General features: G+C 52.9%; 15 protein-coding genes. 7 read left to right on the top strand and 8 right to left on the bottom strand.

Annotation, left to right across the window (positions count from 1 at the left end; translation table 11 throughout):
* Positions 1-26: 26 nt before the first annotated feature.
* From GHC22_RS20720 to GHC22_RS20710, 3 genes are all read left to right on the top strand, one after another.
* Positions 27-1004, top strand: coding sequence for a TRAP transporter substrate-binding protein (locus tag GHC22_RS20720; protein WP_008786055.1), 978 nt, complete (start codon positions 27-29; stop codon positions 1002-1004).
* Positions 1005-1066: 62 nt separating this feature from the next.
* The gene (locus GHC22_RS20715) at positions 1067-1576 is read left to right on the top strand and encodes a TRAP transporter small permease (RefSeq protein WP_043018240.1); all 510 of its coding nucleotides are present in this window, start codon (positions 1067-1069) and stop codon (positions 1574-1576) included.
* A gap of 30 nt (positions 1577-1606) precedes the next feature.
* Positions 1607-2893, top strand: a complete 1287-nt coding sequence (locus tag GHC22_RS20710) for a TRAP transporter large permease (protein ID WP_003839607.1) — start codon at positions 1607-1609, stop codon at positions 2891-2893.
* Positions 2894-2984: 91 nt separating this feature from the next.
* On the opposite strand, the gene ridA is transcribed toward GHC22_RS20710, so the two are convergent.
* The 4 genes from ridA to pyrL form a co-directional block, all read right to left on the bottom strand.
* A complete protein-coding gene (ridA, locus tag GHC22_RS20705; RefSeq protein ID WP_000047544.1) occupies positions 2985-3371 on the bottom strand; it encodes a 2-iminobutanoate/2-iminopropanoate deaminase in 387 nt (128 codons plus the stop codon).
* Between the two features lie 76 nt (positions 3372-3447).
* Positions 3448-3909: an aspartate carbamoyltransferase regulatory subunit gene (pyrI, locus tag GHC22_RS20700; RefSeq protein ID WP_003025816.1), complete on the bottom strand. Its 462-nt coding sequence runs from the start codon at positions 3907-3909 to the stop codon at positions 3448-3450.
* Positions 3910-3922: 13 nt separating this feature from the next.
* Positions 3923-4858, bottom strand: a complete 936-nt coding sequence (gene pyrB / locus GHC22_RS20695) for an aspartate carbamoyltransferase (RefSeq protein WP_003025818.1) — start codon at positions 4856-4858, stop codon at positions 3923-3925.
* Positions 4859-4894: 36 nt separating this feature from the next.
* On the bottom strand, positions 4895-4996 hold the full coding sequence (gene pyrL, locus GHC22_RS20685; RefSeq protein WP_003025819.1) for a pyr operon leader peptide: 102 nt from the start codon (positions 4994-4996) through the stop codon (positions 4895-4897).
* Between the two features lie 238 nt (positions 4997-5234).
* Between pyrL and GHC22_RS20680 the strand changes: the two genes are divergently transcribed.
* Positions 5235-5687, top strand: a complete 453-nt coding sequence (locus GHC22_RS20680; protein ID WP_048215052.1) for a YhcH/YjgK/YiaL family protein — start codon at positions 5235-5237, stop codon at positions 5685-5687.
* Between the two features lie 106 nt (positions 5688-5793).
* Here the strand turns inward: GHC22_RS20680 and argF are convergent, their stop codons facing one another.
* A complete protein-coding gene (argF, locus tag GHC22_RS20675; RefSeq protein WP_060682822.1) occupies positions 5794-6798 on the bottom strand; it encodes an ornithine carbamoyltransferase in 1005 nt (334 codons plus the stop codon).
* A 163-nt stretch (positions 6799-6961) separates the two neighbouring features.
* Here argF and rraB point away from each other — a divergent pair, with 163 nt between their 5' ends.
* The 3 genes from rraB (at position 6962) to GHC22_RS20660 (ending at position 9193) form a co-directional block, all read left to right on the top strand.
* Entirely contained in the window at positions 6962-7387 is a 426-nt protein-coding gene (gene rraB, locus GHC22_RS20670; RefSeq protein ID WP_003025845.1) for a ribonuclease E inhibitor RraB, read from the top strand.
* Positions 7388-7438: 51 nt separating this feature from the next.
* Positions 7439-8197, top strand: a complete 759-nt coding sequence (gene miaE / locus GHC22_RS20665; protein WP_153753847.1) for a tRNA isopentenyl-2-thiomethyl-A-37 hydroxylase MiaE — start codon at positions 7439-7441, stop codon at positions 8195-8197.
* Between the two features lie 165 nt (positions 8198-8362).
* On the top strand, positions 8363-9193 hold the full coding sequence (locus GHC22_RS20660) for a topoisomerase II (protein WP_153753846.1): 831 nt from the start codon (positions 8363-8365) through the stop codon (positions 9191-9193).
* Positions 9194-9219: 26 nt separating this feature from the next.
* Here GHC22_RS20660 and GHC22_RS20655 read toward each other — a convergent pair whose 3' ends face one another.
* The 3 genes from GHC22_RS20655 to holC form a co-directional block, all read right to left on the bottom strand.
* The gene (locus GHC22_RS20655) at positions 9220-9723 is read right to left on the bottom strand and encodes a GNAT family N-acetyltransferase (RefSeq protein WP_003025856.1); all 504 of its coding nucleotides are present in this window, start codon (positions 9721-9723) and stop codon (positions 9220-9222) included.
* A 206-nt stretch (positions 9724-9929) separates the two neighbouring features.
* Complete coding sequence (locus GHC22_RS20650) at positions 9930-12785, bottom strand: valine--tRNA ligase (RefSeq protein ID WP_153753845.1); 2856 nt, start codon at positions 12783-12785, stop codon at positions 9930-9932.
* The gene (gene holC / locus GHC22_RS20645) at positions 12785-13228 is read right to left on the bottom strand and encodes a DNA polymerase III subunit chi (RefSeq protein WP_003830256.1); all 444 of its coding nucleotides are present in this window, start codon (positions 13226-13228) and stop codon (positions 12785-12787) included. The genes GHC22_RS20650 and holC overlap by 1 nt, the downstream gene beginning before the upstream one ends.
* Between the last annotated feature and the right edge of the window lie 2 nt (positions 13229-13230).

Below are 13230 nucleotides of genomic sequence, written 5' to 3'. Positions count from 1 at the left end.
TATTATGAACTTCTGGAGAAGGACAAATGAAACTGACAAAAAACCTGTTAAGTCTATGTATTGGCGCGTCTGTATTACTGATGAGTCATGCAACGCTGGCACAAACTTTTCGCGCCGCAGATGTGCATCCGGCTGATTACCCGAACGTTGTTGCTGTCAAACATATGGGGGAAAAACTTAGCGCCGCGACCGACGGTCGTCTGGAGATTAAAACATTTCCTGGTGGCGTGTTAGGCGATGAAAAACAGATGATTGAACAGGCGCAATTAGGCGCTATCGATATTATTCGTGTCTCAATGACGCCTGTTGCCGCCATTCTCCCTGAAATTAACGTGTTTACCCTGCCATATATTTTCCGCGATGAGGACCATCTGCATAAGGTTCTCGACGGCATGATTGGCCAGGAAATTGGCGACCGTCTGACGGCTAATACCAAATCGCGGCTGGTGTTTCTCGGCTGGATGGATGCCGGCACGCGTAACTTGATCACCAAAAATCCGGTGGTGAAACCGGAAGATTTACACGGTATGAAAATCCGCGTTCAAGGAAGTCCGATAGCGCTGGATACCCTGAAAGCGATGGGCGCTAACTCCGTTGTCATGGGCGTCAGTGAAGTATTTAGCGGCATGCAGACCGGCGTTATTGATGGCACGGAAAATAACCCGCCAACGTTTGTTGCGCATAACTATTTGCCGGTCGTGAAAAACTATACCTGGAGCAAACACTTTATTATTCCTGAGCTTTTTCTGTTTTCGAAAGCTAAATGGGATAAGTTGAAAAAAGAAGATCAGGATCTCATTATTAAACTCGCCAAGGAAGCACAGATAGAGCAACGAAAACTTTGGCAGGATTATAATGCGAAATCACTGGAGACCATGAAAGCCAACGGCGTTCAGTTCCACGATATTGATACGGACTATTTCTATAAAGCCACGCAGTCAGTGCGGGATAATTACGGTAAAGACCACCAGGATCTGATCAAACGTATTCAGGATGTGAAGTAATTCATCAGGTGGAGGATATCAACCCTCCGCCTGAATCTTTTGATTAATTCGAGGTGATAATTATGGGTGAATGCTATTCATCGGTAATGGATTTTCTTTATCGGGTGTCAATGTGGATTGCCGGTATCGCATTATTGGTCATGGTCGCCATTATCCCCATTGGTATATTCGCGCGTTATGTTCTGAATAACGCCCTGTCATGGCCTGAACCCGTCGCTATTCTCTGTATGGTGACATTCACCTTTATTGGCGCGGCGGTGAGCTATCGTGCAGGCTCGCATATCGCGGTGAGCATGGTGACTGACCGTCTGGGGGATGCTTCCCGCCGTTATTGCTCGGTAATCGCAGACGTTATGTTGGTGGCGATAAGCCTGTTTATCCTCTGGTACGGAACCAATCTCTGTCTTGAACTGTGGGACCAGCCCGTGGCGGAATTCCCGCTTTTAAGCGCCGGGCAAAACTATCTTCCGTTGCCGATTGGCTCTGCCATAACGCTGCTGTTTATCGCTGAAAAGATTTTCCGTGGTCCGCAGTACCAACGTCCCGTTGTCATGCTGGGATCGACCAGCTAGTTACCGCCCCCATTTTAGAAAGGAAAGCAGATGGATGCATTTATTCTCGTCTTTACGCTCGGCATTATGCTGGCGATTGGGGTACCGGTAGCGTACGCGGTTGGCATTAGCGCCATCATTGGGGCCTGGTATATTGATATTCCGCTGGAAGCGGTAATGATCCAACTGACCAGCGGGGTGAACAAATTCTCTCTGTTAGCGATCCCATTCTTTATTCTGGCCGGGGCTATTATGGCCGAAGGGGGAATTGCGCGGCGACTGGTGAACTTTGCCTATATTTTTGTTGGTTTTATCCGCGGCGGACTGTCGCTGGTAAACATTGTGGCATCAACCTTTTTTGGCGCCATTTCCGGATCGTCGGTGGCTGATACCGCGTCCATTGGTTCGGTAATGATCCCGGAGATGGATAAAAAAGGTTATCCGCGTGACTTTGCCGCAGCGGTAACGGCCAGCGGTTCGGTGCAAGCGATTCTTACGCCGCCCAGCCATAACTCGGTTATCTACTCGCTGGCAACCGGTGGCACGGTGTCGATTGCCGCGCTGTTCATCGCCGGGATCCTGCCGGGGCTGCTGTTAAGCTTCAGCCTGATGGTGATGTGCGTGGCTTTTGCGCACAAGCGCGGTTATCCAAAAGGAGAACGTGTACCGTTTCGCCAGGCGCTGAAGATTTTCGTTGATACGCTGTGGGGCCTGATGACCGTTGTGATCATCATGGGCGGTATCCTGTCAGGTATCTTTACCGCAACGGAGTCTGCGGCAATTGCCTGCCTGTGGGCCTTCTTTGTCACCATGTTTATCTATCGTGACTATAAATGGTCTGAGCTGCCGAAGCTGATGTTCCGCACGGTGAAAACGGTCACTATCGTCATGATCCTGATAGGCTTTGCCGCCGCGTTCGGTGCTGTCATGACTTATATGCAGTTGCCGATGCGTATCACTGAAGCCTTCACCAGCATCTCGGACAACAAATACGTCATCCTGATGTGTATTAACATCATGCTGCTGCTGATCGGTACGCTGATGGATATGGCACCGCTGATCCTTATTCTGACGCCGGTTCTGCTGCCGGTGACCAACGCGCTCGGCATTGATCCGGTTCATTTTGGCATGATCATGCTGGTGAACTTAGGGATCGGCCTGATTACGCCGCCGGTAGGGTCGGTGCTGTTTGTGGCCAGTGCGGTGAGTAAACAGAAAATAGAGCAGGTGGTGAAGGCGATGTTGCCATTCTACCTTGTGCTATTCCTGGTGCTGATGCTCGTGACGTACATTCCGGCGATTTCGCTGTTCCTGCCGAAACTGTTTGGTGTGATGTGATAAATGCCCGGTGGCGCTTACGCTTACCGGGCCTGTAAACGACCCGTGCATTGGCCGGACGAGGCGAAGCCGCCATCCGGCACAAGGAGACTTAGCGACGAACGGCGATCGCTTCAATCTCGATTTTCACGTCTTTCGGCAGACGGGCAACTTCTACGCAAGAACGCGCAGGGAAGGTCGCGTTGTGTTCGGTGAAGAACGCTTCGTAGGTCGCGTTTACGGTTGCGAAATCGTTCAGGTCTTTAACGAAAACGGTCGTTTTTACGATGTCGCCCACTTTCAGGCCTGCTGCTTCAACGATAGCTTTTACGTTTTCCAGCGACTGACGTGCCTGAGCGGACACGTCTTCCGCTACGGCACCGGTTTTCGGATCGACCGGGATCTGACCGGAAGTGATTACCATGCTACCCAGGTCAACGCCCTGAACGTATGGGCCGATTGCTGCTGGTGCATTTTCCGTCGCGATAGTCTTGCTCATGATTTCTCCTGAATTACAGCGGTAGTAGAATGTTCCCGCTCATTATAGGGAGCCGGGATCTCATAACCAACCCCAATTAGTTGGCCAGCACCACATAATGCGAAAACTCTTTTTCACAGTATTTGCATTTGAGTGCGATGTCATCGGCACGCTTTTTCACTGCAAAACTGGAGGAAACCGGCTCAGCATGGCTGATACAGTTGCTGTTCGGGCAAACCAGTACGTTGTCGATACGCTCTGGCAGGCTCGGACGTGATTTACCCACCACGTCGTAATCGTCAATGCGGTTTACCGTTGCCTGCGGGGCGTACAGGGATAGCTGGTTTACCTGCTCATCGGTCAGGAACGTGTTTTCAATTTTAATCAGGTCCTTACGGCCCATCTCGCCTGACGGCAGGTTCAGACCGATGGTGATACGCTGGTCGGTTTCCGTCAGTTTGAACAGCGTCAGCAGCTTAAAACCAACCTGTGCGGGAATATGGTCAATCACGGTGCCACGTTTGATGGCTTCAACCTGCAGTTTGTTATCGTGTGTCATCTCTTTTTCTCCCTTACAGTGCCAGTTCGCTATTCAGTACCAGTGCCAGTAACGCCTGGCGGGCGAAGATGCCGTTGCCAGCCTGCTGGAAATACCAGGCGTGCGGCGTCTTGTCGACGTCGGTGGTGATCTCATCGATACGCGGCAGCGGATGCAGTACCTTCATGTTTGCTCTGGCGCCGTTCAGATCGCTGGCGCGCAGAACAAACTGCGCTTTCACGTTGGCGTATTCGGACGGGTCCAGACGCTCTTTTTGTACGCGGGTCATATAGAGGATATCGACCTCCGCCATCACCTCTTCAATAGTGCCGTGCAGGCTCCAGGCGATACCTTTTTCATTCAACATATCCAGAATGTATTGCGGCATCGCCAACGCGTCCGGGGCGATGAAGTAGAAACGGTTACCTTCGAACTTCGCCAGCGCCTGGGTCAGGGAATGGACGGTGCGGCCATATTTCAGGTCACCCACCATGGCGATGTGCAGATTGTCCAGGCGACCCTGAGTTTCCTGAATGGTGAACAGATCCAGCAGCGTTTGGGTGGGATGTTGGTTGGAGCCGTCGCCTGCGTTCAGTACCGGAACGTTACCGGAGAACTCCGTAGCCAGACGCGCGGCGCCTTCCTGCGGATGGCGCATTACGATGGCGTCGACATAGGTGCTGATGACGGAAATAGTGTCGGCCAACGTTTCACCTTTTTTGCCCAGAGAGGTATTGCTGCTGTCAGAGAAACCCACCACGCTGGCGCCCAGGCGGTGCATGGAGGTTTCAAAGGATAAACGGGTGCGGGTTGAGGCTTCAAAGAAGCAGCTGGCGATAACCTTATGCTTTAACAGCTCCGGCTGTGGGTTAGCTTTTAATTTCGCCGCTGTTGCGAGGACCAGATTGAGGTCATCGCGGCTGAGGTCGTTTATGGAAATGATGTGTTTTTGATAGAGCGGGTTAGCCATGTTTATCTCCTGACGCCTGGGCAAAAAAAAAGCCCCTCAATTGAGGGGCTCGGAATGGGTGATCAACGGAAAGAAAAACGGCAGGCCAGCGTCCTTTTTCAGACGCGGTAAGACAAAATGTCGTACACACTGAACCATACATCCTCCCGGCAAATTGTCCGCGATTATACTCAGCTCCGTTATGGGATCAAGCGAAAAATGCACAAATTATTCATCGCAAACGATTCTCATGAATATTCATTCACCCTGAATGCCAAACAGCAACAATGAGATAAACATGCGTTGACGCAAAATATCGGCAAATAGCAGTAGTATGGCAGACCGTTTTTTCGTATAACAACTAAAATGAAACGATGTTTTAATTAAGGGGTTTGAGATGATTGTCGGCAATATTCACAACCTGGATGCCTGGCTGCCGGAAGAGCTGCGTCAGGCGATTGAACACATTAAAGCGCATGTGACGGATGAGACGGAAAAAGGTAAGCACGACATCGACGGCGATCGTCTGTTTTATCTGATTGCTGAAGATATGACGGAGCCGTTTGCACAGCGCCGCGCTGAGTATCACGCGCGCTATCTGGATATTCAGATCCTGCTCAAAGGTCAGGAAGGCATGACCTTCAGCACGCAGCCTGCGGGCGCGCCGGAAACTGACTGGCTGGCGGATAAAGATATCGCCTTCCTACCGGAAGGGGTACAGGAAAAAACGGTGGTGCTGAACGAAGGTGATTTCGTGGTGTTCTATCCGGGCGAAGTGCATAAACCGCTGTGCGCGGTCGGTGCACCAGCGCTGGTACGCAAAGCCGTGGTGAAAATGCGGGTGGCATAAGAGTATTTGCCGGGGGCGGCTTCGCCTTACCCGGCTTACGGGAGCGCGGTTGTAGGCCGGATAAGATGCTTAGCATCGCTATCCGGCATTCTTTTCATCCATGCTCTTACTTCGCCAGCGTCGCCACCATCACCGCTTTGATGGTGTGCATCCGGTTTTCTGCCTGATCAAATACAATACTGGCGGGGGATTCAAAGACCTCATCGGTCACTTCCATTCCACCGTGCAGACCATATTCCTGTGCCATTTGTTTGCCAAGCGTGGTTTGATCGTCATGAAACGCGGGCAGGCAGTGCAGGAATTTCACCTGCGGATTGCCGGTCAACGCCATCATCGCGCTATTAACCTGGTACTTACGCAGCAGCGCAATACGTTCGGCCCACTTCTCTTTTGCCTCGCCCATTGATACCCAGACGTCGGTATAGATGAAGTCCGCGCCTTTCACGCCCGTGGCGACATCTTCGGTCAGCGTAATATTGCCGCCGTTTTTCTGTGCCAGCGCTTTGCACTCCGCAACCAGACTTTCTTCCGGCCAGCAGGCCTGCGGTGCGATCAGACGCAGATCCAGCCCGGTTAACGCGGCGGCTTCCAGCATGGAATTACCCATATTGTTGCGGGCATCACCGGTGTAGACCAGCGTCATCTCATTAAACGCTTTACCCGGCAGGTGTTCCTGCATAGTTAACAGATCCGCCAGCAGTTGGGTGGGATGAAACTCGTTGGTTAATCCGTTCCACACCGGAACTCCGGCATATTCCGCCAGCGTCTCGACAATCTCCTGACCGTGGCCCCGATACTGAATACCGTCGTACATGCGGCCGAGCACGCGGGCGGTGTCTTTGATCGACTCTTTATGGCCAATCTGGCTGCCGCTTGGCCCGAGGTATGTCACGCGCGCGCCCTGATCGTATGCGGCAACTTCGAAAGAGCAACGGGTACGGGTTGAGTCTTTTTCGAAGATGAGCGCGATGTTTTTACCGGTGAGCTTTGCGACTTCAGTGCCGTTTTTCTTTTCTGCCTTCAGCTGTGCGGCGAGCTGAAGCAGTGACGTGAGTTCAGCAGAGGTGAAATCAAGCAGTTTCAAAAAATGTTTCTGATAAAACGCAGACATGGTTCCCTCACATGGCTTAGGCCATTTATTGAATTAAAATTCAATTTATATGGATGTTTATTCATTTGCAACCTTGTTTAACAAATCTTTCCTGGAAAGGTGGAGGCAATGACAGCGGTATGTGACAATAAGAGTATCGGCAGGACATTATGAGGAACGAGCCATGGCAAACCCGGAACTACTGGAAGAACAGCGTGAAGAAACACGCTTGATTATTGAAGAGTTACTCGAAGATGGCAGCGATCCAGACGCGCTGTACACCATCGAGCATCACCTTTCCGCGGATGACTTCGAAACCCTGGAAAAAGCGGCAGTAGAAGCCTTCAAGCTGGGTTATGAAGTGACTGAGCCGGAAGAGCTGGAAGTGGAAGAAGGCGACACGGTTATTTGCTGTGACATTCTGAGCGAATGTGCACTGAATGCGGAGTTGATCGATGCTCAGGTTGAGCAGCTGATGAACCTGGCTGAAAAATACGATGTGGAATACGACGGTTGGGGCACCTATTTTGAAGACCCGAACGGCGAAGAAGGTGAAGACGGCGACGATGAAGACCTCGTCGACGAAGATGATGACGGCGTGCGTCACTAAGTCATCAACTGACCTGCGGTAGCCCAGGCTGCCGCAGGCCAAGGACAACGTATGGATTACCTGCAAATACTCTCCCCGATCCACAACTTCCTGCACTGTAAAACGCCCCAGGCCTGGCTTGATAAAGCGCGAGACCCGGCGAATCTCCCACTGTTATTGACCGATCACCTCGTCTGTGAGCTGAAAGCGGCGCAAACGGCGATGCTGCTGGTGCGTAAGTATGTCGCAGATAAACAGGGATCGCAGGCGCTGCTGGACTGGCTGAAACCCTATGAAGCGTTTGCTTTCAGAGAAGGGGATGAGCCGGATTTTATCGCGCTGAATAAACAGATAAGCAAAAGCGTGATGCCGCAAACCGACGACCCGTGGGGACGCAAGCTTATCGACAGCATGGTTTTGCTGATCAAAGAAGAGCTGCATCACTTCTGGCAGGTGCGTGAGGCGATGATGAGCCGCAACATTCCCTATATTAAGATTACCGCCAGCCGTTACGCTAAAGGCATGCTCAAAGAGGTACGCACCCACGAGCCGCTGACGTTAATCGATAAACTGATTTGCGGGGCTTATATTGAGGCGCGTTCCTGTGAACGGTTCGCCGCGCTGGCACCGTATCTGGATGACGATTTGCAGGCGTTTTATCTGTCGCTGCTGCGATCCGAGGCGCGGCACTATCAGGATTACCTGGCGCTGGCGCAGCAGGTTTCAGCCGATGATATCAGTAGTCGGGTGCAGTTTTTTGGCGAAGTAGAAGCCGCGTTGATCACCTCTCCTGACAATGAATTCCGCTTCCACAGCGGTGTGCCAGCTTAATTCCTTTGTTTGACGCGTGGTATCCATCGCCGCGCGGATTAATCCTTCCTGTTTCTGATAGCAAAATCTGGTGGCTGGAAATCGCTCGCTGCTGCCGTAATAATCAAAACACGCGAAGGGGAAATATATCCCCGTAACAGAGATGATTTGGCATAAGGATGGTTAATGAACTGGGCACACGTTTTGTTGGCAGGTTATATCGGGGCGGTGATTGCTATCGTCGTCGGCATGTTTCGCAAAAAAGGCTGGCTGGGCAAGATCTCCGGCGCGGTGGTTTTTGTGGTGGCGATTATCGCGTGGAATCTGTTTGATGTGCACTACCTGATCCCACGCGAAAGCCCGGATTATGGTCTGACCGAAGAGCAGCAGTTTGAAAAGGCGATGCTCTCCAATCCGGCGTTTCAGGTGATTAAGGAGCAGGAACCTGAGCTGACACAAAATATTATCAGCCAGGCTGCGCAGATGAAGAAAGCAGGGAGTAGCGAACAGCAGGTTATCGACGCGATACAGCCGCAAATTCTTCAGTTGCAAATGGCGAGATTGCAGCAGGCGCCAGATGCCAATGTCATTGAATATATGAAAATTAACCTTGAGCAGATCGCTGCTGTGGCCAAAATCGGTGATGACGAATGCTTCCGCTTTCTGTTTCCGGCAGTGAAAGGGGGGATTAACCCGGCACGTCTGGTTCCGCATGAGATCATGAACCGTCGTATGGCGAGTGATATGAGTATGATGCGTGCTGCCTATGGTCCGAACAAACATACGGTCACGGCAGAAGAGAAACAGCTGGCGTTGCAGGATCTGCAAGCAATAAGCCCTGGGTTAGTACAGCGCTATGGGCCGGATATTCAGATCATGGCCGATCCGACTAAAGCGATCGGCAAAGAGAAGATTGCCTGTGAGATAGTGCAGGATCTCTGGTCACAGGTGCTGAAGCTGCCAACCGCCCGCGCGGCTGGCGTTATTCGACTGATGCTCTCAGCCGAGATGCAGTAACGCGGCTAAAGCCTCTCGGCGTAAGGTCAGAGGGGCTTTAACATCCGCACTTCACAATCTACGTGCCCGGTACAGCCCAGCGCTTCGCTGATATGCTCAAAGCCTAAATGCTCATACAGGCGGATTGCCTCAGTCAGAAACGCTGTGGTCTCCAGATAGCACTGTTTAAAACCCTGCTCGCGGGCATGTTCGAGCGCCATCAGCGCCAGTTTTTTCGCCAGCCCCTGACCGCGCGCGCTCGACAGGAAGTACATCTTTTGCAGCTCGCAAATGTCTGGTTCACTACATCCTAACGGTGCAACACCGCCGCCGCCCACGACTTCACCGTTTTGCTCAACCACCCAGTAGGCCGCGCCCGGCTGGCTGTAAACCTGGAACAGTTCGTCCAGATTAGGGTCGGCAACGGTATAGCCTTTATCGGCGGTAAGCCCGTATTCAGCGGAAACTTTGCGGATAACGCGGGCAATGGCGGCGTTATCATCGGCAGAAATTCGGCGCAGCGTTGCCGCGACGGAGGTAATGGCACTCATAGCGAACTCATGACATAAAAGTGAGACATATACAGTTAATACCACTGCGGCGAGGGGAAGCGCAAGCGAGGATAATTCAATAAAAAGCCTCTGAGCATATGCGTCAGAGGCTTTATCGTCTGTGGTGTCGGATGCGCTACACTTATCCGACCTACGATGACGGTGCCCGTTTGCCGGATAAGCGTAGCGCTATCCGGCATAGGCAATTACAGCGCGGCGATGACCGCCTGCTGTTCAATCAGCTTCGCTTTGGCTTCTGCGTAACCGTCCAGCTTCTCACGCTCTTTGGCGATAACTGCTTCCGGTGCGCGGGCAACGAAACCTTCGTTGGAAAGTTTGCCTTCGATACGGGCAATCTCGCCTTCGATTTTCGCCACTTCTTTCGCCAGACGTGCCAGCTCATCTTCTTTGTTGATGAGGCCAGCCATCGGGATCAGCAGCTCGGCGCCGTCGATGATTTTGGTCACGGAGACCGGACCTTTGTCATCGGCTGGCAGCACGGTAATGCTTTCCAGACGTGCCAGGTTCAGCAGGAAGCTGCGGTTGTCGTTCACACGACGCATCGCATCAGCGCTGCAACCACGCAGCAGCAGCTCCAGCGGTTTGCCCGGGGCGATGTTCATTTCCGCACGGATGTTACGTACGGCGACGATCGCCTGCTTCAGCCATTCGGTATCGGCCAGCGCCGCTTCATCAACCTGTGCGGCGTTATATTCCGGGAACGGCTGCAGCATGATGGTATCTGCAGTGTTGCCACAAATCACTTTCACTCGCTGCCAGATGGTTTCGGTGATGAACGGAATGATTGGGTGCGCCAGGCGCAGCAGACCTTCCAGCACGGTAACCAGCGTATTGCGAGTGCCGCGCAGTTCAGATTCGGAACCACCGTTCATGACCGGCTTGGTCAGCTCCAGATACCAGTCGCAGAACTGGTTCCAGGTGAACTCGTACAGAATGCCCGCGGCGATATCGAAGCGGAAGTTATCCAGCGCTTCGCGGTACGCTTTGATGGTCTGGTTGAATTCAGCGAGGATCCAGCGGTCCGCCAGAGACAGGGTCATTTCGCCGCCGTTGAAGCCGCAATCCTGATCTTCGGTGTTCATCAGCACGAAGCGGCTGGCGTTCCACAGCTTGTTACAGAAGTTACGGTAACCTTCCAGACGCTTCATGTCCCAGTTGATATCGCGACCGGTAGAGGCCAGCGCTGCCAGGGTGAAACGCAGGGCGTCGGTGCCGTGCGGCTCGATGCCGTCCGGGAACTGCTTCTCGGTACGTTTGGCAATTTTCTCAGCCAGCTGCGGCTGCATCATGTTGCCGGTACGTTTCTCCAGCAGTTCTGCCAGAGAGATACCATCGACCATATCCAGCGGGTCAATCACGTTACCCTTGGATTTGGACATCTTCTGGCCTTCGTCGTCACGAATCAGACCGGTCATGTAGACGGTCTTGAACGGAACCTGCGGCTTGCCGTTTTCATCTTTGATGAAGTGCATGGTCATCATGATCATGCGGGCAATCCAGAAGAAGATAATGTCGAAGCCGGAAACCATCACGCTGGTTGGGTGGAACTGACGCAGCGCGTCGGTATTTTCCGGCCAGCCCAGCGTAGAGAAGGTCCACAGTGCAGAAGAGAACCAGGTATCGAGAACGTCTTCGTCCTGACGCAGCGCAACGTCGGCGCCGAGGTTGTTTTCCTGACGCACTTCGTCTTCGGTGCGGCCAACGTAGACATTGCCGTCGTTGTCATACCATGCCGGGATACGGTGACCCCACCACAGCTGACGGGAAATACACCAGTCCTGAATATCACGCATCCAGGAGAAGTACATGTTTTCGTACTGCTTCGGTACGAACTGGATGTCGCCGTTCTCAACCGCTTCAACCGCCGGTTTTGCCAGCACGTCGGCACGGACGTACCACTGGTCGGTCAGCATCGGTTCGATAACCACGCCGCCACGGTCGCCGTAAGGTACGGTCAGGTCGTGCGGTTTAATTTCTTCCAGCAGGCCCTGCGCATCAACGGCGGCAACCACCGCTTTACGCGCAGCAAAACGTTCCAGCTTCTGGAACTCAGCCGGGATTTCATTGGAGTAAACGTCGGACTCTTCGCCTTTGGTGTCGTACACTTCCGCGGTTTCGCGGATGTCGCCGTCAAAGGTCAGAATGTTGATCATCGGCAGGCCGTGACGTTTCCCGACTTCGTAGTCGTTAAAGTCGTGCGCCGGGGTGATCTTCACGCAGCCGGTGCCTTTTTCCATGTCGGCGTGTTCATCACCGACGATCGGAATGCGGCGGTTAACCAGCGGCAGAACAACGAATTTGCCGATCAGATCTTTGTAGCGCGGATCTTCCGGGTTAACGGCTACGCCGGTATCACCCAGTACGGTTTCCGGACGGGTGGTGGCGACGACCAGGTAATCTTTACCGTCTGCGGTTTTCGCGCCGTCAGCCAGCGGATAGCGGATGTGCCACATGGAGCCTTTAGACTCGCGGTTTTCCACTTCCAGATCAGAAATAGCGGTGCGCAGTTTCGGGTCCCAGTTGACCAGACGCTTGCCACGGTAGATCAGATCTTCTTTGTACAGGCGAACAAAGACTTCTTTCACGGCATTGGAAAGACCTTCGTCCATAGTGAAGCGCTCGCGCTCCCAGTCAACGGAGTTGCCGAGACGGCGCATCTGACGGGTAATGGTGCCGCCGGATTCCGCTTTCCACTGCCAAATTTTGTCGATAAACGCTTCGCGACCGTAGTCGTGACGGGTTTTACCTTCTTCAGCGGCAATCTTACGCTCAACCACCATCTGGGTAGCGATACCCGCGTGGTCGGTACCGGCCTGCCACAGGGTGTTTTTACCCTGCATGCGCTGGTAGCGAATCATGGTATCCATGATGGTTTGCTGGAAAGCATGACCCATATGCAAACTGCCGGTGACGTTCGGCGGCGGGATCATGATGCAGAAGGACTCTTTGCTTTCATCGCCGTTAGGTTTGAAATAGCCCTGCTTTTCCCAGTGCTCGTAAAGCGGCTGTTCGATATCTTGTGGGTTGTATGTCTTTTCCATTATTTCCAGGTTGCCGTATTCAGGTTAAAACCAGCCACGCGGTAAGCTTTGTAGCGATCGCGTGCCGATTGTTTCAAAGAATCTTCGTAAGGAACGAAGTCTATCACTTCTGTGAAAGCGGTGGCAAAATCTGCAAAGCCAACGCGCAAACTGATGAGCAGGTCGCGCGGGCTGCTATTGCGTTTCTCCGGCCAGGCAATCTCTACCGGCGCGCCACCTCTGGGGCCTTCTCCCGCCAGATTATGCGGAACAAAACTTTCTGCCGGTCTCGCCCACAGAGCTTCATCCAGTCGAAGAGCCTGCTTTTCGTTTTCACAGGCGATCAGCACGCGCTTGCCAGCACGCCAACGTTCTGCGGCAATTTCACACACCAGTTGTTCAACGGCGCTTAAGCCATCGACGGTGTTGTCATTGTCCAGAATATAGAACGTTGCGTTTCTCATTA

The organism is Citrobacter sp. H12-3-2 (assembly GCF_009649895.1).
GTDB classification, from domain to species: domain Bacteria; phylum Pseudomonadota; class Gammaproteobacteria; order Enterobacterales; family Enterobacteriaceae; genus Citrobacter; species Citrobacter portucalensis.
Note: the sequence above shows the minus strand (reverse complement) of the source record. Positions and strands in the feature narration are given on the sequence as shown.

Excerpts from the sequence above, each read along its gene's own strand:
- GHC22_RS20720 (WP_008786055.1), top strand. The coding sequence starts at position 27 with ATGAAACTGACAAAAAACCTGTTAAGTCTATGTATTGGCGCGTCTGTA.
- GHC22_RS20715 (WP_043018240.1), top strand. The coding sequence starts at position 1,067 with ATGGGTGAATGCTATTCATCGGTAATGGATTTTCTTTATCGGGTGTCA.
- GHC22_RS20710 (WP_003839607.1), top strand. The coding sequence starts at position 1,607 with ATGGATGCATTTATTCTCGTCTTTACGCTCGGCATTATGCTGGCGATT.
- ridA (WP_000047544.1), bottom strand. The coding sequence starts at position 3,371 with ATGAGCAAGACTATCGCGACGGAAAATGCACCAGCAGCAATCGGCCCA.
- pyrI (WP_003025816.1), bottom strand. The coding sequence starts at position 3,909 with ATGACACACGATAACAAACTGCAGGTTGAAGCCATCAAACGTGGCACC.
- pyrB (WP_003025818.1), bottom strand. The coding sequence starts at position 4,858 with ATGGCTAACCCGCTCTATCAAAAACACATCATTTCCATAAACGACCTC.
- pyrL (WP_003025819.1), bottom strand. The coding sequence starts at position 4,996 with ATGGTTCAGTGTGTACGACATTTTGTCTTACCGCGTCTGAAAAAGGAC.
- GHC22_RS20680 (WP_048215052.1), top strand. The coding sequence starts at position 5,235 with ATGATTGTCGGCAATATTCACAACCTGGATGCCTGGCTGCCGGAAGAG.
- argF (WP_060682822.1), bottom strand. The coding sequence starts at position 6,798 with ATGTCTGCGTTTTATCAGAAACATTTTTTGAAACTGCTTGATTTCACC.
- rraB (WP_003025845.1), top strand. The coding sequence starts at position 6,962 with ATGGCAAACCCGGAACTACTGGAAGAACAGCGTGAAGAAACACGCTTG.
- miaE (WP_153753847.1), top strand. The coding sequence starts at position 7,439 with ATGGATTACCTGCAAATACTCTCCCCGATCCACAACTTCCTGCACTGT.
- GHC22_RS20660 (WP_153753846.1), top strand. The coding sequence starts at position 8,363 with ATGAACTGGGCACACGTTTTGTTGGCAGGTTATATCGGGGCGGTGATT.
- GHC22_RS20655 (WP_003025856.1), bottom strand. The coding sequence starts at position 9,723 with ATGAGTGCCATTACCTCCGTCGCGGCAACGCTGCGCCGAATTTCTGCC.
- GHC22_RS20650 (WP_153753845.1), bottom strand. The coding sequence starts at position 12,785 with ATGGAAAAGACATACAACCCACAAGATATCGAACAGCCGCTTTACGAG.
- holC (WP_003830256.1), bottom strand. The coding sequence starts at position 13,228 with ATGAGAAACGCAACGTTCTATATTCTGGACAATGACAACACCGTCGAT.